Source organism: Paracoccus halophilus, assembly GCF_000763905.1.
In the GTDB taxonomy this organism is placed as follows: Bacteria; Pseudomonadota; Alphaproteobacteria; order Rhodobacterales; family Rhodobacteraceae; genus Paracoccus; species Paracoccus halophilus.
Genome location: NZ_JRKN01000001.1, coordinates 77,182 through 98,177, shown reverse-complemented (window position 1 = coordinate 98,177; position 20,996 = coordinate 77,182). Strand labels below are relative to the sequence as shown.

Here is a 20,996-nt window from a genome sequence, read left to right as displayed (position 1 = left end):
CACCTTCGCGCCCGGCCTGCTGCCCGCCGATTCCCTGCATGTCTATTACGAGGCTGCGGCGGTCATCGTCACGCTGATCCTGCTGGGCCGCTGGCTTGAGGCCCGCGCCAAGGGTCAGGCCGGCGACGCTGCGACCCCGGTTCATATGGCGCTGGACGGCCGCCATGTGGCCGCGCTGGCGCTGGCCGACCCGATCCGCCCCGAGGCGAGCCGGGCGATCGCGGAGCTGCATGGGCTCGATCTGCGGACCGCAATGATCTCGGGCGATGTGCAGGCCACGGCGGATGCGGTCGGGCGCCAGCTGGGCATCGACCGGGTGACCGCCGGCGTGCTGCCCGAGGGCAAGCTGGCCGCGATCCGCGAGATGGGCGGGGGCACGGTTTTCGTGGGTGACGGCATCAACGACGCCCCCGCGCTGGCCGCGGCGGAAACCGGCATCGCCATCGGCACCGGCACCGATGTCGCCATCGAATCGGCCGAGGTGGTGCTGGTCGGCGGAGATCCGCAGGGCGTGCCACGGGCGATTCGACTGTCGCGCGCAGTCATGCGAAATATCCGGCAGAACCTGTTCTGGGCGTTCGGCTATAACACCGCCCTGATACCGGTCGCCATGGGGGCGCTGGTGCCGTTCGGCGGGCCGCAATTGTCCCCGATGCTGGGGGCCGGGGCAATGGCGCTGTCCTCGGTCTTCGTGGTCACCAACGCGCTGCGACTGAAACGGGCCGGATGAAGCTGCTTGTCCTTGTTCTGAGCATCCTGCTGGCGGCGACCCCGGTTGCCGCCGACACCATCCGCATCCTCGCCTTTGGCGACAGCCTGACCGAAGGCTACGGGCTGCCGCGAAGGGACGGGCTGGTGCCGCAATTGCGCAACTGGCTGCAGGCGCGGGGCCATGACGTGACGGTGCTGAATGGCGGGCTGTCGGGCGATACCACGGCCGGCGGACGGGTCCGGATCGGCTATTCCATCGCCCGCCACCGGCCCGACGCCGTCATCGTGGAACTGGGCGGCAACGACCTGCTGCTGGGCTTCAGCCCGGCCCTGGTCGAGGACAATCTGGACTCGATCCTCGACCAGGCCGGGCGGGACGGCAAACCGCTGTTGCTGGTCGGCATCGCCTCGCCCGATCATGACGCGAGCCAGCGCCGGGAATGGCTTGAAATCTGGCCGCGCCTCGCCCGCCGTCACGACGCGCTGCTGATGGAAAACCTGTATCAGCCGCTGTTCGATCTGCCGGGCGAAGGTTACAAGACGATGCTGCAGGATGACGGGCTGCATGCCTCGGCCGAAGGGGTCGCGCTGATCGTCGAGAGCCTAGGTCCCAGGGTCGAGGAGCTGATCGCACGGACCGAAGCGGTGCGCTGAGCGGCTAGTCGCCCCGCGCCGGCAGGCGCGTATTCACCACCGGAACCGTGACATCCAGCCTGCCGCAGGCGCCCAGATCAAGGGTCAGCGCCAGTTCCGCCCCGTCCCTGAGCGGGGTTTTCAGCCCCATCAGCATGACATGGTCCCGGCCGGGCGCCAGTTCATGGCTGGCGCCCGGCGGGATCGGGACCGGTCCCGTCCTGACCATGCGCATCAGCCCGTTCTCCTCGCGGCTGGTGTGCAGCTCGGCCCTTGCCGCCGCATCCGTTTCCACGCCCGACAGCGTACAGGCCCGGTCGCCATCGTTGCGGATGACCATATAGGCCGCGCCGGATTTCGGGTTGGCGCCACGCGCATGACCGTCTGTGATCCGCACGCCCTCCTGCGCCATGGCGGTCAGGGGCAGCATGCAGACGATCAGCGCGGGCAGAAGCGTTGTCATCATGTCTCTGGCGGGGGCAGCCGATCCGGGCCATCGCGGCCCACGACAGGCAGTCGCCGCATGCTCACACGCAAAAGCCCCGCCATTTCCGGCAGGGCGCAATGCATCCTTTGACGGGCCCCGAATCGACCGGCCCGCCCGGATCGGATCAGGCTTTCGCCAGATCGCGCTTGATCTTCAGCGCGCGATCCGAAAGCTCGGCATCCTTCGCCTTGGCGAGGAAAGCGTCGAGGCCGCCCCGATGATCGACCGAGCGCAGCGCGGCGGCCGAGATGCGCAGCTGGTAGCTGCGGCCCAGCTTTTCGGAAATCAGCGAGACTTCGTTCAGGTTCGGCAGAAAACGGCGACGGGTCTTGTTGTTGGCATGAGAGACGTTGTTGCCGCTCATCGGGCCCTTGCCGGTCAGTTCGCAAATGCGCGACATGATCTTGTTCCTTCGATTCGATCCAGCACGGGCCACTGCCCGCAATATGAAAGGGCGCCGCGAGGCAGCGCCCGGAAATCCGTTTTCGCGGGAATAAGCACTGCCGGCAGAGTCGTCAAGCCTTTTCGGCCGGTTTTGCCGCCCGGGCGCACCTGCAACACATGTTTCGCCAAATCGGATGCGAGCGTGATAATCTCGGGCGTGGCCGTCCTTATTTGCGGATCATCGCAGACCCGGCCCGGCACATCGATTCCGTCAGGGGCGGTCACGTCGGCAATGGCCTTTGCGACCCTCGGGTTTCAGTACAGAAAGGTGCTTCATCATGTTCTCGATAGCCAGGAATACGACCGGGCGACACCGTTTCACCGCGCCGCTGGGGGTGCTGATCGCCGCCGGGTTTGCACTTGGCGCCTGTTCGCTGGACACGGCGCGCGGCCCGATGACAAGCGCGGACCCGACCGTGTTCTATGCCGAGCTTGCACAGGAAAACCTGACCGGCGTCTACAATCCCCTGGCCTACCGTTCGGAGGACGTGCAGAAAGGCCTGGCCCAGGTCTGCGGCAATCGCAGGATCACCGAATACCGCGAAAGGCCGGCGGGCGAGATGGTCGCGTTTTTCGGGCATTGCTGGGGCGGCACCGACGTCCTCATGGGAACTGTCAGCTTCCGGCGCATGGGGAACCGGCTGCGCATCAGGGTGCCCGGCTATATCGACCGCGACCGCAGGAATGAAAGCCGCGCCTGGTCGATCCGGCTCTGAGCCCGGCCCCATGTCCGGCGGAACGCAGACCGCCGGACGCGCGATGTCAGCTGGCAGCCGAGGCGGATACGGCACAGATCTGGCGCCCTTGGGCCGTGCGCAGCGGCAGCGGCACAGGGGCCGTCTCGATCGCACTGGGGCGAAGATACCAGTAGCACCGGTCCGCAGGGTCCATCCATGCCGTATGGACAGCCTGACCGGGCGCGGCAAGGGCCAGAACGGCCTCGGGCACGGGCTCGGGTCCGGTCGTGCCGGCCTTGTCGCCGGCAGCCGCGCAGGCCCCCAGAAGAAGAGGCAGCGCCCCGGTCAGGATAAGTCGGTTGTTCATTCCATGTTTCCCAATGACTGCGGCCGGGCATGCCCCCGGGCCAGGCGCCGCGCGCACCTGCGGGGGCAACCGCACGGCGATGAAAATTCCGCGATCAGCTTGTCGCGCCCAGCATGTTCTCGGCCGGATAGAGATGCGCGGTCACCTCCAGATCGACGCGCTCGTAAAGCTCGTTGATATGGGGCATGACCATCCTGACGCAGCCGGAACTTGCCCGCGAACCGATCGAGGTCGGAAACGGCGTGCCGTGGATGCGCAGATAGGTATCGCGGTCGCCGACATACAGATACAGCGCGCGCGACCCAAGCGCGTTGCTGGGCCCGGGTTCCATGCCATTCGCGAATTGCGCATAGATCTCGGGTTCGCGCTGGATCATGTTCTGGGTCGGCGTCCAGTGCGGCCATTTCACCTTGCGCCGGACCGTATAGGTGCCCGGCTCGTACAGATCGTCCCGGCCGATGGCCACGCCATAGCGCATCGCGGTCGAGCCTTCCTCGATATGATAGAGATAGCGCGCAACGGCATCGACATGGATATCGCCCGGCTTCAGATAGTCGTTGGCGATCACCCTCTGGGGCAGGAAACGCGGATGCAGCCCCCAGGGGTTCGAGGTCGCCGCGTCATAGTTGAACGGCGTCACCTGCGCATCCCATTCATTCTTCTGCGCCTCGGTCGGCCAGGAAGCCGCGAAGGCCGGCCCGGCGATCGGGCCCGAAAAAAGCGTGGCGGTGGTCGCGATGAAATGCCGTCTTGTCAGCATGGTCTTCCTCAATGGGTTCTGTGGGCGCCGCTTGCGGGCAGTTCCCGGCCGGCAGGCAATTTTCATTGCCCTGCAGCAGGAAAGCGGGTCCGGATGTCCCGCAAAGGTTACCGGAGACAAGGCGCGATCAGCAATGGACATTTCTGTGATCTGCCCGGGCCCGGGCGGCCCTCTCGCAAACCGGCCGGGCAAAAGCGGATTACGCCGCGCACCGATCCTGCACGGCACCCCAGCCGGGGCTTGCCGGCACGGCCACAACCGGCCATAGCAGGGGGAACGCGCCACGGCCCGGAGACCGCGATGCCAAAAAGCCACAAGCCAGAAATCAGGGCGACCATTCAGCCCGGATCGTTCGACCGGATGAAGCAGCTTCCCGCGCTCAGGCGGATAACCGAGGGGCGTGCCCGGTCGTCGCAGCTGACGACGGTCTATTTCGACACCCCGGAGCGCGACCTGCAACAGCAGGGCCTGTCGCTATGCGTGACAAGGCAGGGGCGCGGCTATCTGCAAAGCGTGACGCAGACCGGCATGCTGCCCGGCACGTTGCCGGACTGGATGGAATGGGAAGGGCCGGTCCCGGGTCAGGATATCGACCTTGCGGCCATCGACAGCAAGAAGCTGCACCGGCTGCTGCAGGACATCGGCGCCGAGCGTCTGCAACCCGTCTTTCAGACCGATATTCAGCGCAGTTCCCGGATGCTGACCTTCGATGGCGGCGGCACGGCGCGGCTGGAGCTTGACCGTGGCCAGCTTCTGGCCGGCGAGGCTTCGGCGCCGGTCGTGGAATTCAGGCTGACGCTTGAGAGCGGCGCGCCGGAGCCGCTTTTCGATCTGGCGCAAGAGATTTACCAGACGGTTCCCTTCCGGCTGGCCAGCATGTCCATGGCCGCGCGCGGCTACGCGCTGCTTGGCCCGGACGAAGCCCGGTTTCGCAAGAATGGCGGGCTCGATCTGGCGGCGGATGACACGGTCGAGCAGGCATTGGTCCAGATCATCGGGCATTGCCGGGATCATCTGCGCGCCAACGAGGTCTCGGTCCTGACCACCGACGAGGTCGAGGGCGTGCACCAGATGCGCGTCGCCCTTCGCCGGCTGCGGGCGGCGATGCGGATTTTCCGGCCGTCGATTGCCGCCGAGCACTATGCCTGGATCACCGACGAGGCGAAATGGCTGACCGGCGAACTGACCGAGGCGCGCGAATGGGATGTGTTTTCCGAAGAGTTCCTGACCCCCGTGGCGCAGCGCTACGACGCGGATCAGGGCTTCACGGAACTGGCCGAGGCCGTCGAACAGGCCCGGCGACGCGGCCGCCAGCGCGCGCGCGACGCGGTGGCGGACGGGCGCTATACCGGGTTCCTGCTGCGCCTCGACGCCTGGCTGAGCAGCCCGGCGCGACGCGCGGGCGCGACCGATGAGCCGCCGGCGCATCTTGACGAGCCGATCGGCCAGCATTGCGCGGCGCTGCTGAAGAAGCGCGACCGGCAGGTGCGCAAGCGGGGTCGGGATATCGCCAGCCTGTCCGATACCGAGCTGCACGAGCTGCGCCTGGCGGTAAAGAAACTGCGCTACGCGGTGGGCTTTTTCGAGGGTCTGTTCCCGCCGAAACAGGTCAAGCCCTATCAGACCCATCTGGCCGGGCTGCAGGACGCGCTTGGCCATCAGAACGACGTCGCCGTCGCCGACACGCTGCTGCGCGGACTGGCCGGCGAGACCGGGGGCGCGCCGCCGCCGGTCTGGGCCTATGCCGCCGGGCAGATCACCGGCTGGTATCGCCACGCGGCGATCGCCGCGCGGCAAAGCCTTGTCGGGGACATGGGGGCGTTTCTGCAGACAAAGCCATTCTGGAAGGGCGCGTAGGCGCAAGCGACCGGCCCCGCCCGGCAGCCCCGCCGCCGCAACCGGACGCCGCCAGCCGGGCGGCGACGGCCACGGCAGTGGGCAGCAGGCCGCGCAGCGCCCGCACCCCTTCGTCCGGCGTCAGCCAGCCGAAGACCGGACGGCCGGTCATATGCGCGCGCCGCGCAGCCGCAACGAGTTCATCACCACCGAGATGGACGAGGCGCTCATCGCAAAGGCGGCGAACATCGGACTGATCAGGATGCCGAAGAACGGGTACAGCACCCCCGCCGCGACCGGCACGCCCGCCGCGTTGTAGATCAGCGCGAAGAACAGGTTCTGGCGGATGTTGCGCATCGTCGCGCTGGCCAGCCGGCGGGCGCGGACGATGCCGTCCAGATTGCCCTTGACCAGCGTGATGCCGGCGCTTTCGATCGCGACATCGGCGCCGGTGCCCATGGCGATGCCGACATCGGCCTGCGCCAGCGCCGGCGCGTCGTTCACCCCGTCGCCCGCCATCGCCACCTTGGCGCCCTTTTCCTGCAGCTCGCGGATGATCCGGGCCTTGTCCTCGGGCAGGACGTCGGCGCGGATCTCGTCGATGCCGAGCCGGCTGGCGATGGCCTTTGCGGTGCGTTCGTTGTCGCCGGTGGCCATGATGATGCGGAAGCCCAGCTCGTGCAGTTCCTTCAGCGCCGCCGGCGTCGTCTCTTTCACCGGATCGGCGACCGAGACCAACCCGGCCACGGCGTTTTCCAGCACCACGAACATCACCGTCTCGCCCTGATCGCGCCGCGCATTGGCCTTGTCGGTCAGATCGCCCGCCTCAAGCCCTAGATCGCGGATCATCGCCAGATTGCCAAGCGCGACCGGCCGGCCGTCCACCATGCCCTTGACGCCCTTGCCGGTGACGGCCTCGAACTCGCCGGCCTCGCCCAGCCTGATGTCGCGCGCCTCGGCGCCGGCGACGATCGCCTCGGCCAGTGGGTGTTCCGAGCCCTTTTCCAGCACCGCCGCCAGGCGCAGCACCTCGGTCTCGTCATGGCCGGGCTGCGGGAATACGCCGACCAGCCGCGGCTTGCCCTCGGTGAGCGTGCCGGTCTTGTCGACGATCAGCGTGTCGATCTTTTCGAACCGCTCCAGCGCCTCGGCGTTCTTGATCAGCACGCCGGCCTGCGCGCCGCGCCCGGTCGCCGTCATGATCGACATCGGCGTGGCCAGACCAAGCGCACAGGGACAGGCGATGATCAGCACCGCCACCGCGGCGACCAGCGCATAGGAGAGCGCCGGCGCCGGACCCCAGACCGCCCAGGCGATGAAGGCCAGCACCGCGATCACGATCACCACCGGCACGAAATAGCCCGAGACCTTGTCGGCATATTTCTGGATCGGCGCGCGCGAGCGCTGCGCATTGGCCACCATCTCGACGATCTGGCTCAGCATCGTGTCGGCGCCGACGCGGCGCGCCTCGATCACCAGCGAGCCGGTGCCGTTGATGGTGGCGCCGGTGACCGGCTCGCCCGCGACCTTCTCGACCGGGACCGGCTCGCCGGTGATCATGCTTTCATCGACCGAGGAGCGGCCATCCAGCACCACGCCATCGACCGGCACCTTGTCGCCCGGCCGCACCCGCAGCCGGTCGCCGACCTGAACCTCGTCCAGCGGCACCTCTTCCTCGCGGCCATCGTCGCGGATCACCCGCGCCGTCTTGGCCGCCATGTCCAGAAGCGCCCGGATCGCCTTGCCGGTCCCCTCGCGGGCGCGCAGCTCCATCACCTGACCCAGCAGCACCAGCGTGACGATCACCGCCGCCGCCTCGAAATAGACGCCGACATGGCCCTCGGCGTTGCGGAAGCCGTCGGGGAATATGCCCGGCGCCAGCACCGCCACGATGCTGAAGATCCAGGCCGCGATGACGCCCATGCCGATCAGCGAGAACATGTTGAGGTTCATCGTGCGGAAGGAATTCCAGCCCCGCACCAGGAACGGCCAGCCGCACCACAGCACCACCGGCGTGCCCAGCACCAGCTCGATCCACAGCGTCGCGCGTTCGCCAAAGATCCCGCGCACCTGCGGAAAGCCCAGATACGGCCCCATGGTCAGGATCAGCAGCGGAATGGTCAGGACCGTGCCGACCCAGAAGCGGCGGGTGAAATCGACCAGTTCCGGGTTCGGGCCATCCTCGGCCATCGCCGCCGATTCCAGTTCCAGCCCCATGCCGCAGATCGGGCAGGAGCCCGGCTCGGTCTGGCGCACCTGCGCATGCATCGGACAGGTATAGACGGTGCCCGACCAGCCGGCGGGGACGGTATCGTACTTGCCGTCCTTTTTGCCGTCCCCGGCGTCGCCGCCGGCATGCCGGCCGTGCCCGTGCCCATGGCCATGCCCGGCATGGCCCCGGGCTGCGTCTTTGTCGCCCTCGGGCACCAGATGCATGCCGCATTTCGGGCAGGAGCCCGGCTCGGGCTGCCTGATTTCGGGATGCATCGGACAGGTCCAGATCGTGCCCTCGGGCAGGTTGTCCGGGAGGTTCTGCTTGTGTTGATCGTTCATGTCGTGACCTGTGTGTTTTGGGGGGCCAGCCACCGCGCGCACGCATCGGCGAGACCACCTTGGCGGGTTCGAGTAGCAGGCATGTGAACGCGGACGGGTTGGAGTATTTCCTGCGGCCATACCACCCAGGGTATAGCCGCCCTGCCCGCATGGCAATCTTGGCGGCGGGAGCCGAACTCCTCGCGGAACAGAGCGACGGCCCTGCGGCCGGATCTCCTTGTCAGGGTCATGTCAGATATCATTGGCTGCCGTTTTCGGGTTCATGCCGGTTAGACGCCGCCCGATCCAAGGCATTACAGCAAAGGCTGAAACGGCCTGCCCCGGGATCGGCCAACCATGTATTTGGATTGAAACAGTCAGGAATCTTGACCATCATGGCGAAGGTGACGACATCCTGTCCGTCGGCGGCTCGAACGCCTTCTTCTATGCCGGGAATGACGGCAATGACGTGATCGACGGCTTTGATCCCGAAAACGCCGCAATCATCCTGCTGAGCGGCCTCAACGACAGCGGCATCGCCGATCTCGCCGGACGGGTTTCCGCCAGCGATGCCGGCGCCTTGGTCGATCTGGGAAGCGGCAGCTTTATCCTGCTGGCCAATCTGGATGGCTATTTCGATTTCGCCTGATATGCTCCGGCCCGGCGAGGGACCAGCCTTCGCCGGGCCGCCCCGATCCCCGCCCTGCCAGAAAGCCAGCATTTCATGAGACACGACCCCGCCCCGCCGCTACAATCCGAGGCTGCGCTGCCCGGCCTGCCCTTTGAGCGCATCGACGCCCTGCTGCGCAGCGAGGCCGAGGAACACGGGCTGATGCTGCGCTCGGGGCATGGCCACTCGACCTGGTGCCAGGTCGATGGCGGCGAATTCGGCGCGCGCGTGGGGCCCGAGGGCAGCGTCCTTTACGTTCGCGCCCATGACCGCGACTGGCTGTTCACCCTGCAAGAGGCGATGACCTGCCACCTGATCGGGATCGACCCCGATCTGGCACCGCTGCTGCGCTGGTCGGGCCTGCCCCGGATGGGCGAGCTGCCGCCCAATTTCAGCTTTGCCCGGGTCGAAAGCCTGAGCCCTGCCGGGCGGTATTTCCTGCGGCTGCGCCTGCGCGGCGACAATCTGGACCGGCTTGCCCGCGACATGATCCATTTTCGGCTGATCCTGCCGCCGCCCGGCGATCCGCAGCCCGAATGGCCGATGACGGGCGCGAATGGCCAGACCGTCTGGCCGCGGGGCGACAAGGCGCTGCACCGCCCCGCCTATACCGTCCGGGCCATTGACGCGGCGGCCGGCTGGCTGGAGACCGATATCTTCATCCATGACGGCGGCCGGGTCTGCGACTGGGCGCGGAATGCCGCGCCCGGCATCCGGGTGGGACTGACTGGGCCGGGCGGCGGCGGCGTGCCGTTGGCGCCGCGGCTGCTGATCGGCGGGGATGAAACCGCCTATCCGGCGCTGGCGCGGATCATCGAGGCGCAGCCGCCCGAGACCTGCGGCGACTGCTGGCTGTTCGGCGATGCCGAGGACTATCCCCTGCCCCGCCATGACGGCATCCGGATGATCCGCGCGCCGCGCGGCGAGGCCGAGCTGGCGGCGCAGCTGACCCGGCAGGGCACGACCGCCGCGCGCATCTGGCTGGCCACCGAGAAAAGCCGCATCGCGCCGCTGCGCAAGGCGATATTCGAGCATCTGGCGATTCCGAAACAACGCGCGCATCTGGCCGCCTATTGGATCGCCGGCGACCCGGCGCGGCAGTAATCGCAACCGATGATATGGCCCGACGCCGTCCTGAAGTTTGCGGGCCGGCAATCGCGCAGCTGACAGATCAGAAGTAAGGGCAAGCCCGCACCGCCAGCCTGTTTGACCGACAAGGATCAGGCATGTGACGCGGCCGCCGGCTTCAACCTCCATCGCCCTTTCAGGCCTGTATCTGGCGCAATCCATACCGCATTTACCTTGTGGCGGCCGCCCTGCCGCCGATCCTGCGCGCGGCGTCGATCTGGCGGTCATCGGGGCGCTTGGCGCGCTGCTGGCGCCCTGGGTGCTGAAAGCGGCCTAGGCCCCGGTCATCGACCGGCTGGCGCGCCATCCCCGCATCGGGCGCAAGGGCGTCGTGCTGCTGTGCCAGGCGATCACCCTTGGCGCGATCCTGCTGCTGTCGCGCCTTGATCCGGTGGCCGAAGCGGTACGGTTCTTTCCGATCCTGATGACCATGTCGCTCAGTTCGGCGACGCAGGACATCGCCGCCGATGGCTGGGCGGCCGAGCACCTGCCCGCCGGGCAGCATGCCTTCGGCAATGCGGTGCAGGCGGGCGCGTTGGCCTTTGGCGTGCTGATCGTCGGCCGTACCCGCCGGGCGATGCCCGCCATTCCGTTCCTGCCCGGGCAGACCGTTTCCTTCGCCTCGCTGCGTCCCGACGCGCAGATCGTCGAGATCGGCCTGCACTATTCCGGCGCGGCGCTCAGCGCATCGGCATCGGCCTTTCTGTCCACCTCGGACGAGGGCACCGTCACCCAGCAGGAGGAACGCATCTGGGGCGGCGAGGCCGCGCTGGTCTATGCCGCCGGCCGGGACAAGACCGGCCAGCCGGAACTGGAGGAGATGGTGACGGTGAATGCCTATGGCTCTTACCCGCTGGACGGCGGCGCGCTGCAGTTCGGTGTCACCAACCTGCTCGGCCGCCAGCAGGAGAACAGCACCGCCACCTCGGTCCGCGAAAACCCGTTGAACGGGGACGCGATCCGTGTCGCCGATCAGGGCCGCCGGGTCTATCTGGGCTACGGCTGGTCGTTCTGGCAGGCGCGGCCGGCCGCGACGGGTCATAACGGTTTCTTCGGCAAGCCTGTCCATCTGTTGCAGATAATGCCGTGCCGACCCGGCTGTCGCGTTCGGGGGCCGACCGATGACGACAACAGGGGTTGTGGAAATGCCGGACGGCGCTACGCTGGAGGGAACGCGGATCGCCTGACGCTGCCGGGCCGTGAAGTGGTTGAACGATTGATTGCGGCGCGGCCGGAAGCGGTCAGAACGGGAAGAAGAGGCAGAATGACACCATTCGCGATCACCGGCGTGCAGATGTGGGTCAACGCGGTGCAGCCCAATATCGAGGGCATGTTGCAGCGGATCGACATCCTGATGGCGCGGTTTCCATGGACCCAGATGGTGCTGTTTTCCGAACTGGCGGCCTTTGGCCCGCTGACCCGCCATGCGCTGCCGCTGACCAACGAGCATATCGAGCGGTTTCAGGCGGCGGCGCGGCGCCACCATATCTGGCTGCTGCCAGGGTCGATGTTCGAACGCTGCCCGGACGGGCGCATCTACAACACCGCGACGGTGATCAACCCGCTGGGCGAGATCGTCACCACCTATCGCAAGATGTTTCCCTTTCGCCCCTATGAGGCGGGCGTCGAGGCGGGAACCGAGTTCTGCGTCTTCGACGTGCCCGGCATCGGCCGGTTCGGCCTGTCGATCTGCTATGATATCTGGTTCCCCGAAACCACCCGGCAATTGACCAGCCAGGGGGTCGAGGTGCTGCTGCACCCGGTTCTGACCGGCACCACGGACCGCGATGCCGAACTGGCGATCGCGCGCGCCACCGCCGCGCAGTTCCAGTGCTACATCTTCGACGTGAACGGGCTGGGCGCCGGCGGCAATGGGCGGTCCTGCGTCGTCGATCCTTCGGCGCAGGTGCTGCACCAGTCGACCGGGCAAGAGGACATGTTCCCGATCGAGGTCGATCTGGACCAGGTCCGCCGCCAGCGTCTGAACGGGCTGAAGGGCCTGGGCCAGGTGCTGAAGAGCTTTCGCGACCGGGCGGTCGATTTCCCGGTCTATGACCGCAGCAGCGGCACCGACGCCTATCTGCAGTCGCTTGGCCCGCTGGCCATGCCCCGGCAGGGCGCGGTCTTTACCGGCGACCATTCGTTTCGCGACACATATCTGGACGCGACACGCGATCACGGCGTCCAACCATCGTTCAAGGGCAGCGAGGGGAGCGCTGTCCCGCAGGGAGTGACATCACCGGGCGACTAGACACAGAGGCCCCGTTCAACGGGGCGGCTGGCCGAGGAGCCAGAGCCACGGCCCGCGGGAGAGGGCCGTGGCAGCGAAGGGAGGAGGCGATTTCCATGGAGTCGATGAGCGACTATTTCTCGGCCGTGCAACTGCGCGCGGATCGCTGGAGCGCGCTGCGCGAGGCGCTCGAGCGCTATGGCCGCAACAGGAACGGCCCCGGCTCGGCCAAACTCAAGGCCCGGATCGGCGAGCTTCTGGGATCGCTGGCGCTGATCGAAAGGTACTGGGCCTTTCCCGGCACCGCCGCCTTCGACTATATCCGGCGGCAGTTCGAGCATGACCATATCGACGATGTCGGCACCCTTGTGCGGCGGGTGACACGGGCGCTGACCACCGGCGCCTATCGCCGGCGCTCGATCCCGCTGGAGCGCGATGCCAGCGATGCCGACGACCATGATGACGAGGCGACCCTTTCGCCCGAGGCGCGCGCCCTGTCCAAGCATTATTTCGAAGTGCTGGTGGTGGACAATCTGAACGAGCATCAGGAGCGCTTCCTGAAGGATTCCATGCGCGCCATGCGCCGCCCCGAGGATCCCTTCATCTATGAACCCGTCGTGGTGCCGTCGCTGGAGGACGCGCTGATCGGCGTGATGTTCAACCACAATATCCAGGCGATCGTTGTCCGCCCCGGCCTGGAGCTGGAATCCAGCACCAAGCTGCCGATCCTCAAGCGCTATCTCGATCCCGCCGGCGGCGATACGATCGAGGAGATCCTGCCCGAAAACTACGGGCCCGAACTGTGCCGGCTGGTCGCCAAGGTGCGGCCGGAACTGGACGCCTATCTCGTCACCGATCGCTCGGTCGAAGAGATCGCCGGGCTGGACCTGGGGATCTGTCGCAGGGTGTTCTACAATCAGGAGGATTTCGTGGAACTGCACCTGAACATCCTGCGGGGCGTTCAGGCGCGCTACAAGACGCCCTTCTTCACCGCGCTCAGGGAATATTCCAAGCAGCCGACGGGCGTGTTTCACGCCATGCCGATCTCGCGCGGCAAGTCGATCAGCCGCTCGCACTGGATCCAGGACATGGGGGCGTTCTACGGGCCGAACATCTTTCTGGCGGAAACCTCGGCCACCTCGGGCGGGCTGGACAGCCTGCTCGAGCCGCATGGCCCGATCAAGGAGGCGCAGGAACTGGCGGCGCGGGCCTTTGGCTCGAAACAGACGTTTTTCGCCACCAACGGCACCTCGACCTGCAACAAGATCGTCGTGCAGGCGCTGGTGCGGCCGGGCGATATCGTGCTGGTCGACCGCGACTGCCACAAGTCGCATCATTACGGCATGGTGCTGGCCGGGGCGCAGGTCCGTTACCTGGACAGCTATCCGCTGAACGAATATTCGATGTATGGCGCCGTGCCGATCAGGGAAATCAAGCACCAGCTGCTGCGGCTGAAGGCGGCCGGCAAGCTGGACCGCGTGCGGATGCTGCTGCTGACCAACTGCACCTTTGACGGCGTGGTCTATAATGTCGAGCGCGTGATGGAGGAATGCCTGGCCATAAAGCCGGACCTGATCTTCCTGTGGGACGAGGCATGGTTCGCCTTTGCCCGGTTCAACGCCACCTATCGCAAGCGCACCGGCATGAATGCCGCCAACAGCCTGCGCGAGCGGCTGCGCTCGGCCGCGCATGCGAAAGCCTATGAAAAGCAGCAGGCCAAGCTCAAGGATGCCGACGAGGCGACGCTGCTCAAGACCCGGCTGATCCCGCCGCCGACGGCGCGGGTCCGGGTCTATACGACGCAATCGACGCACAAGACGCTGACCGCGCTGCGGCAGGGGTCGATGATCCACGTCAACGATCAGGACTTCAAGGGCGAGGTCGAGGCCAGCTTTCATGAAGCCTATATGACCCATACCTCGACCAGTCCGAACTATCAGATCATCGCATCGCTGGATGTCGGCCGCCGCCAGGTCGAACTGGAGGGTTTCGAATTCGTCCAGCGCCAGATCGACGCGGCAATGGCGATGCGGCGGGCGATCGCCACCCATCCGCTGGTGCAGAAATATTTCACCGTGCTGTCCACCGGCGATATGATCCCCGCCGAATACCGCGATTCCGGCGTCGAGAGCTATTACGACCCGGAACGGGGCTGGACCGATACCTGGGACAGCTGGGAAAACGACGAATTCGTGCTGGACCCGACGCGGGTCACGCTGGCGGTCGGCGGCACCGGCTGGGACGGGGATACGTTCAAGACCCGGATCCTGATGGACAAATACGGCATCCAGATCAACAAGACCTCGCGCAATACCGTGCTGTTCATGACCAATATCGGCACCACACGTTCCTCGGTCGCCTATCTGATCGAGGTGCTGGTGGAAATCGCCAAGGGGCTGGACGAGCTGCTGGACGACGCCTCGCGGATGGAAAAGCTGGCCTTTGAACGGCGGGTCCGAAACCTGATGCAGGAATTGCCGCCGCTGCCGGATTTCTCGCGCTTTCACGCCGCGTTCTGCGCCGACCCGGCAACCGGCGAGGGCGACATGCGTTCGGCCTTTTTCCTCTCTTACGACGAAAACAACTGCGACTATCTGGAACTGAACGACGGGATCGAGGCCGCGATGGATGCCGGGCGCGAGGTGGTCTCGGCCTCGTTCATCATCCCCTATCCGCCCGGCTTTCCGATCCTCGTGCCCGGTCAGGTGGTCAGCCGGGAAATCCTGGCCTTCATGCGCGCGCTCGACGTGAACGAGATCCACGGCTATCGCGCAGAACTGGGCCTGCGCGTCTTTACCGACGAGGCCCTGGCCGGACAGACCAGGAAACTCGCAACGGCTGCAGAATAAGGGAGGGCCAGACGATCCATGCCAAAGCTGAACAACATCTCGGAAATCCGCCGCTACTTCCACCGCAACGAAGAGCCGATCTATTTCGTTTCGGCAACCAATTTCAACCTGCTCGGCATCGACGAATGGGTCAAGAATTTCAAGTATATCTGCTATCTGGACTGTTACGACGGCAAGCATCCGAACGTCTTTTGCCCCTCGGAAAAGCCGCATGCCGAATTCCAGTCGATCGAGGATATCAACAACTATCTCTTGCAGCACAAGGAAGTCATCGACCTGGTGAAACGCCGGGGCGGCAAGCCGAAATTCGTGTTCCTGATGTTCGACGAGGAAACCGAAAGACTGGTCGGGGAACTGGGCGGCGAAATCTGGTTTCCCAAGGCCAGGCTGCGGACCAAATGCGACAACAAGATCGAAACCGTCCGCATCGGCAACAAGGCCGGCGTGCCCTCGGTGCCGAACGTGCTGGCCGAGGTGAAATCCTATGACGACCTGAAAAAGACCTGTGAAACCGCAGGGATCGGGCATGATCTGGTGCTGCAATCGGCCTTTGGCGACAGCGGCCACACCACCTTCTTCATCAGGTCCGAGGCCGATTTCCGCCGCCATGAACACGAGATCGTCGGCCAGGGCGAGATCAAGATCATGAAGCGGATCGACTGCCGCGGCTCGGCGATCGAGGCCTGCGCAACCAAACAGGGCACCATTGTCGGCCCGCTGATGACCGAACTGGTCGGGTTCAGGGAGCTGACCCCCTATCGCGGCGGCTGGTGCGGCAATGAGATCTTTGCCACCGCCTTTCCGCCCAAGGCCCGCCAGAAAGCCCGCGACCTGACCTTCAAATTCGGCGAACAGCTGCGCAAGGAGGGCTATCGCGGCTATTTCGAACTGGATTTCCTGATCGACAAGAAAACCGGCGAGCTGTGGCTGGGCGAGCTGAACCCGCGCATCACCGGCGCCAGTTCGATGACCAACCACGCCGCCTTTGCCCATGCCGATGCGCCGCTGTTCCTGTTCCACCTGCTGGAATTCTCGCGCGCGCAGTTCAAGCTGGACGTGGACGAGCTGAACGCCCGCTGGGCCGATCCAGACATGATCGACGGCTGGTCGCAGATGGTGATCAAATATACCGAGGACAATGTCGATATCATCACCGAGGCGCCGCCGACCGGGATCTACCGGATGCGCATGGACGGCAGTGTCGTCTTCGACCGTTTCGACTATCACCGCCGCGCCGTCGAAAGCGAGAATGAGGCGTTTTTCCTGCGCATCCAGAAACCCGGAGATTACCGTTACGAAGGCGCGGATCTGGGCATTCTGGTGACCCGGGGCCGCTCGATGACCAACGGTTTTCAGCTGAACGAACGGGCCAAGCGCTGGATTCACGGCATCAAGTCGCAATTCGCCGCGCGGCCCCTGCCCGAAGTGACGGCCGGCCCGGCGATTTCCGACCCGGCCTTCAAGATCCTGTAGCCGGCGATGCAGCTTGGCTGGCGCGCGATAAGCGAGGCGACGCCCGGCCCGGCATGGGCCGGGCTGTTCGCCGAATACTGGCCCGCCTATCGCCGCTGGTGGCTGCGCGAGGGCGCGGATGCCCGGCCGACCTATCGCGAATGCCGCAACGCGCTGGAACAGCACATGCCCGGGATCATCCCGCTCTACGAGGCGCTTTGCGATCTGGCGGGGGGCGGCGATCTGGCCTCGCGGTTTCTGTCCTTTTATCGGCCGCCGCCCTATCTGTCGGGCTGCAGCCAGGCGATCTGGCCGGGGAAAGAGCCGGTTCTGGTGCGCAATTACGACTATAACCCGCATGCCTTCGACAGCATCTTCCTGCACAGCGAATGGCAGGGCCGCAAGGTGATGGGCAGCTCGGACGGGCTTTGGGGGCTGGTCGACGGGGTGAACGACGCGGGCATCGCGCTGTCGCTGACCTTTGGCGGGCGGCGCGTGGTCGGCGACGGCTTCGGCGTGCCGCTGATCCTGCGCCATGTGCTGCAGACCTGCGAGACGGCGGCCGAGGCCGGACGAATGCTGGCGCGGATCCCCAGCCACATGAGCTATAATGTCACCGTGCTGGACCGCAAGCGCGACTTCGTCACCGTCTACATGTCGCCGGATCGCCCGGCCATCGTCTCCCATAGCGCGGTCGCGACCAACCATCAGGAGCGCGTCGAATGGGAGGCCCATGCCCGCATGACCGCCACCGTCGAGCGCGAGCGTTTCCTGCTGCAACGGCTGACCCTGCATGTCGAGCCCGAAGAGAAATTCATCGGCGCCTTCCTCAAGCCGCCGATCTATTCGACCGCATTCGACCGAGGGTTCGGTACGCTCTATACCGCCGTCTACCGGCCGCGCCGGGGCGAGGCGGAACTGCGCTGGCCCGGCGCGATCTGGCCGCTGCACCTGGACCGGTTCAAGGACGATCTGCGCATGATACGGGTGCCGGCGCCGAAGCCCATGCACGATCCGCTTGCCTCCGGCGTCGGCTGACAGCCCGCGCCGCAGCCCGGTCCTGTTCCCTGCCGCCCGTCAAACCGCCCACGTCCCAAGGCGATTCCGCTTGCCCAAGATACGTTGCGGCCGGGCGCGTTTGCCGGCGGTGATTCGCCCGTGCCACCAGCGAAAACACCCTTGTCCAGCATGCCCCGCAGGCCAGAGCCCGGAGTCCGGGCGATCCGCGCATCGGTTAAATTCACTGTAAAAGCGATATATTGTTGAACAATATTGCATCCATGAGCATATAATTATTGACATAAAATAGGATGATTTGTGACACTCGGGTCATCACAAGAAAAAACATATCCAACAGGAGCGCTCTTTGATGGCTGAACCCATCTCGACCTCACCCACCGCCAGCGCCGCCGCCCGCGGCGGATTTCTGGCGGCTATATTTCTCATGGCGACATCCGCCATCGGGCCGGGCTTTATCACCCAGACGGCGACATTCACTGCGACACTCGGATCGGCCTTTGCCTTCGCGATCCTTGTCTCGATCGTGATCGATTTCGTAGTCCAGCTGAACATCTGGCGGATCACCGCGCTGACCCGCAGCAACGCATCGGCCACGGCCAACGCCGCGATCCCCGGCTCGGGCTATCTGCTGGCAGTGCTGGTGATCGTCGGCGGGCTGGCCTTCAACATCGGCAATATCGCGGGCGCCGGGCTGGGCCTGAACGCGATGTTCGGGCTGGACCCCAAGATCGGCGGCGCGGCCTCGGCACTGCTGGCCATCGGCATCTTTCTGTCGCGCCGCGCCGGCCTGATTCTCGACCGCGCGATCATCGGGCTGGGCCTGCTGATGATCGCCATGGTGGTGATCGTGGCGCTGTCGTCGAACCCGCCGGTCGGCGAGGCCCTGCGTCAGTCGGCGCTGCCCGATGTGATCGATTTCGCCACCATCACGACGATCGTGGGCGGGACTGTCGGCGGCTATATCACCTATTCCGGCGCGCATCGCCTGTTGGACAAGGGGCTGGTCGGCGAAGAGAATCTGGCCAATGTCACCCGCGCTTCGCTCAGCGGAATCATCGTCACCGGGATCATGCGTTTCGTGCTGTTCCTGGCCATTCTGGGCGTTGTCGCCTCGGGGGTCACGCTGGACCTGTCCAGCCAGGTCGCCAATCCCGCCGCGCAGGCATTCGCCGCCGCATTGGGGGATTGGGGCATGCGCATCTTTGGCGTCGTGCTCTGGGCGGCGGCTCTGACTTCGGTGATCGGCGCGGCCTATACCTCGGTCAGCTTCTTCGACGTATTCGGCGCGATGACCGACGGCCAGCGCAGCATGGCCACGGTCGGCTTCATTCTGGTGTCGCTTCTGGTCTATGTCTCGCTGGGGACGGCGCCGGCGGCGCTGCTGATCTTTGTCGGCGGCTTCAACGGCCTGATCCTGCCGATCGGCCTGACGATCTTTACCTATGTCGGCTTCGCCCGTTCCGATCTGATGGGCGGCCATCGCTACAACCGGCCGCTGCTGATCGCCGCCGCGATCGTCTGCGCGCTGACCTGGTACATGGGCGCGAACTCGATCGGCGGGATATTCGCGTTCCTGTAGCGCCAGGCACAAGACCGGCGCGGGCGCCGCCGCCCGCCGCCCGACCCAAGGGAGGATTAGATGACTGCCAGAATAGATCTGAACAGCGATCTGGGCGAGGGCTACGGCGCCTGGAAGATGGGCGACGACAGCGCCATGCTGAACATCGTCAGCTCGGCCAATGTCGCCTGCGGCTTTCATGCCGGCGACCCGGCGACCATCCTTGAAACGCTGCGCGCCGCAGCCGAACGCGGCGTGGCCATTGGGGCGCATGTCTCCTATCCCGACCGGGTCGGCTTCGGCCGCAGGCGGATGGATGTCGCGCCGGCCGAACTGACCGCCGACGTGATCTACCAGATCGGCGCGCTGCAGGGCATGTGCCGGGCGGCGGGAACCCGGGTCAGCTATGTCAAGCCACATGGCGCGCTCTACAACACCATCGCGCACGACGCCGGACAGGGTGCCGCCGTGATCGCGGCGATCCGCGCCGTCGATCCGGCGCTGGTGCTGATGGGGCTGGCCGGCGCGCCGATCCTAGCCCAGGCGCGGGCGGCGGGGCTGGATACCGTGGCCGAGGCCTTTGCCGACCGGGCCTATACCGCCGGGGGCGAGTTGGTCTCGCGCCGCGAACCCGGCGCGGTTTTGCATGATCCCGGACTGATCGCGCAACGCATGCTGCGCCTCGCCACCGAGGGCGTGATCGAGGCGCAGGATGGCTCGGCCCTGCGTCTTCGCGCCGACAGTATCTGCGTGCATGGCGACAGCCCCGGCGCGGTCGCGATCGCCGCCGCCGTTCGCGACGCCCTGCGCGACAACGGCGTTCTGATCGCGCCCTTCACCGAGGGAGGGCGGGAAAATGCGTCCTGATCCCGACAGTGCCCGCGCGGCCCGTCTGGCCTGCCGCCGGGACGCGCCGCGACCGACCGCCGGCATGGCGCCCGGCTTCACCCAGTGCAACATGATCGCCTTGCCGCGCGACTGGGCATGGGATTTCCTGCTTTACGCGCAGCGAAACCCGAAACCCTGCCCGGTTCTGGACGTGACCGATCCGGGCAGCCATCGCAGCGCGCTTGCCCCTGACGCCGATCTGCGCACCGATATTCCGCTTTACCGGGTCTGGCGCGACGGCGAGCTGGCCGAGGAAACCGCCGATGCGACCGCCGCCTGGGCCGAGCATGGCGATCTGGTCACCTTTCTGATCGGCTGTTCCTTTACCTTCGAGACGCCGCTGCAACAGGCCGGGATCGAGATGCGCCATATCGCGCAGGGCCGCAATGTGCCGATGTTCCTGACCGATCGCGACTGTCGCCCCGCCGGGCGGCTGCACGGCAAGCTGGTCGTCTCGATGCGGCCGATCCCGGCCGGGCGCGTGGCCGAGGCGGTGACGATCTCGGCCCGGACCCCCGCCGTTCACGGCGCCCCCGTGCATATCGGCGACCCCGAAGGGCTGGGTATCGGCGATCTGTCGCGTCCCGATTTCGGCGATCCGGTCGATATTCGCCGCGACGAGGTACCGGTGTTCTGGGCCTGCGGCGTGACCCCGCAAGCGGCGCTGATGGCATCACGGCCCCCCTTTGCCATCACCCATGCGCCGGGCCATATGTTCATCACCGATGTGCCAGACACGCAGTGGCAGGTCTGA

Annotated in this window: 17 protein-coding genes and 2 pseudogenes; 13 read left to right on the top strand and 6 right to left on the bottom strand. The window is 66.1% G+C overall.

The window, feature by feature from the left end; genetic code table 11:
• Window positions 1–94: 94 nt before the first annotated feature.
• Together IT41_RS00465 and IT41_RS00460 are read left to right on the top strand one after the other, a co-directional pair.
• Window positions 95–730: pseudogene (locus IT41_RS00465) on the top strand (HAD-IC family P-type ATPase); the annotation flags it as partial.
• Window positions 727–1,365 (top strand): arylesterase, encoded by a 639-nt coding sequence (locus IT41_RS00460; protein ID WP_036737820.1) that lies wholly within the window; start codon window positions 727–729, stop codon window positions 1,363–1,365. The pseudogene IT41_RS00465 and the gene IT41_RS00460, both read left to right, overlap by 4 nt.
• Window positions 1,366–1,369: 4 nt before the next feature.
• On the opposite strand, the gene IT41_RS00455 is transcribed toward IT41_RS00460, so the two are convergent.
• Both IT41_RS00455 and rpmB read right to left on the bottom strand, forming a co-directional pair.
• Entirely contained in the window at window positions 1,370–1,807 is a 438-nt protein-coding gene (locus IT41_RS00455) for a copper chaperone PCu(A)C (RefSeq protein ID WP_139221599.1), read from the bottom strand.
• A gap of 148 nt (window positions 1,808–1,955) precedes the next feature.
• Window positions 1,956–2,231 carry a 50S ribosomal protein L28 gene (gene rpmB / locus IT41_RS00450; RefSeq protein ID WP_036737817.1) on the bottom strand — a complete coding sequence of 92 codons (276 nt, stop codon included), beginning with the start codon at window positions 2,229–2,231 and terminating at the stop codon, window positions 1,956–1,958.
• A gap of 322 nt (window positions 2,232–2,553) precedes the next feature.
• Between rpmB and IT41_RS00445 the strand changes: the two genes are divergently transcribed.
• Window positions 2,554–2,991, top strand: a complete 438-nt coding sequence (locus tag IT41_RS00445; protein ID WP_036737815.1) for a hypothetical protein — start codon at window positions 2,554–2,556, stop codon at window positions 2,989–2,991.
• A 46-nt stretch (window positions 2,992–3,037) separates the two neighbouring features.
• Here IT41_RS00445 and IT41_RS00440 read toward each other — a convergent pair whose 3' ends face one another.
• Together IT41_RS00440 and IT41_RS00435 are read right to left on the bottom strand one after the other, a co-directional pair.
• Entirely contained in the window at window positions 3,038–3,319 is a 282-nt protein-coding gene (locus IT41_RS00440) for a hypothetical protein (protein ID WP_036737813.1), read from the bottom strand.
• 94 nt (window positions 3,320–3,413) lie between these two features.
• Window positions 3,414–4,079: a L,D-transpeptidase gene (locus IT41_RS00435; protein WP_036737811.1), complete on the bottom strand. Its 666-nt coding sequence runs from the start codon at window positions 4,077–4,079 to the stop codon at window positions 3,414–3,416.
• A 300-nt stretch (window positions 4,080–4,379) separates the two neighbouring features.
• Between IT41_RS00435 and IT41_RS00430 the strand changes: the two genes are divergently transcribed.
• A complete protein-coding gene (locus IT41_RS00430) occupies window positions 4,380–5,936 on the top strand; it encodes a CYTH and CHAD domain-containing protein (RefSeq protein ID WP_175496376.1) in 1,557 nt (518 codons plus the stop codon).
• A 147-nt stretch (window positions 5,937–6,083) separates the two neighbouring features.
• Here IT41_RS00430 and IT41_RS00425 read toward each other — a convergent pair whose 3' ends face one another.
• Window positions 6,084–8,402: a copper-transporting P-type ATPase gene (locus tag IT41_RS00425; protein ID WP_231564667.1), complete on the bottom strand. Its 2,319-nt coding sequence runs from the start codon at window positions 8,400–8,402 to the stop codon at window positions 6,084–6,086.
• Between the two features lie 304 nt (window positions 8,403–8,706).
• Window positions 8,707–9,180, bottom strand: coding sequence for a hypothetical protein (locus tag IT41_RS20515; protein ID WP_139221600.1), 474 nt, complete (start codon window positions 9,178–9,180; stop codon window positions 8,707–8,709).
• Between IT41_RS20515 and IT41_RS00415 the strand changes: the two genes are divergently transcribed.
• The 9 genes and pseudogenes from IT41_RS00415 to IT41_RS00380 all read left to right on the top strand — a co-directional run bounded on the left by IT41_RS00415 (window position 9,172) and on the right by IT41_RS00380 (window position 20,996).
• Window positions 9,172–10,221, top strand: coding sequence for a siderophore-interacting protein (locus IT41_RS00415; RefSeq protein WP_036737808.1), 1,050 nt, complete (start codon window positions 9,172–9,174; stop codon window positions 10,219–10,221). The genes IT41_RS20515 and IT41_RS00415 overlap by 9 nt on opposite strands.
• Window positions 10,222–10,345: 124 nt before the next feature.
• A complete protein-coding gene (locus tag IT41_RS20510; RefSeq protein ID WP_156116947.1) occupies window positions 10,346–10,522 on the top strand; it encodes a hypothetical protein in 177 nt (58 codons plus the stop codon).
• A gap of 987 nt (window positions 10,523–11,509) precedes the next feature.
• Window positions 11,510–12,364, top strand: a pseudogene (locus tag IT41_RS00410) (carbon-nitrogen hydrolase family protein); the annotation flags it as partial.
• A 227-nt stretch (window positions 12,365–12,591) separates the two neighbouring features.
• Window positions 12,592–15,324, top strand: a complete 2,733-nt coding sequence (locus tag IT41_RS00405) for an aminotransferase class I/II-fold pyridoxal phosphate-dependent enzyme (RefSeq protein ID WP_036737807.1) — start codon at window positions 12,592–12,594, stop codon at window positions 15,322–15,324.
• An 18-nt stretch (window positions 15,325–15,342) separates the two neighbouring features.
• Window positions 15,343–16,797, top strand: a complete 1,455-nt coding sequence (locus tag IT41_RS00400) for a biotin carboxylase (protein ID WP_036737801.1) — start codon at window positions 15,343–15,345, stop codon at window positions 16,795–16,797.
• A 6-nt stretch (window positions 16,798–16,803) separates the two neighbouring features.
• The gene (locus IT41_RS00395; protein ID WP_052081207.1) at window positions 16,804–17,814 is read left to right on the top strand and encodes a C45 family autoproteolytic acyltransferase/hydolase; all 1,011 of its coding nucleotides are present in this window, start codon (window positions 16,804–16,806) and stop codon (window positions 17,812–17,814) included.
• A 331-nt stretch (window positions 17,815–18,145) separates the two neighbouring features.
• Entirely contained in the window at window positions 18,146–19,375 is a 1,230-nt protein-coding gene (locus tag IT41_RS00390; RefSeq protein WP_036737799.1) for an NRAMP family divalent metal transporter, read from the top strand.
• A 60-nt stretch (window positions 19,376–19,435) separates the two neighbouring features.
• Window positions 19,436–20,221, top strand: coding sequence for a LamB/YcsF family protein (locus IT41_RS00385; protein ID WP_036737797.1), 786 nt, complete (start codon window positions 19,436–19,438; stop codon window positions 20,219–20,221).
• Window positions 20,211–20,996 (top strand): putative hydro-lyase, encoded by a 786-nt coding sequence (locus IT41_RS00380; RefSeq protein ID WP_036737795.1) that lies wholly within the window; start codon window positions 20,211–20,213, stop codon window positions 20,994–20,996. The genes IT41_RS00385 and IT41_RS00380 overlap by 11 nt, the downstream gene beginning before the upstream one ends.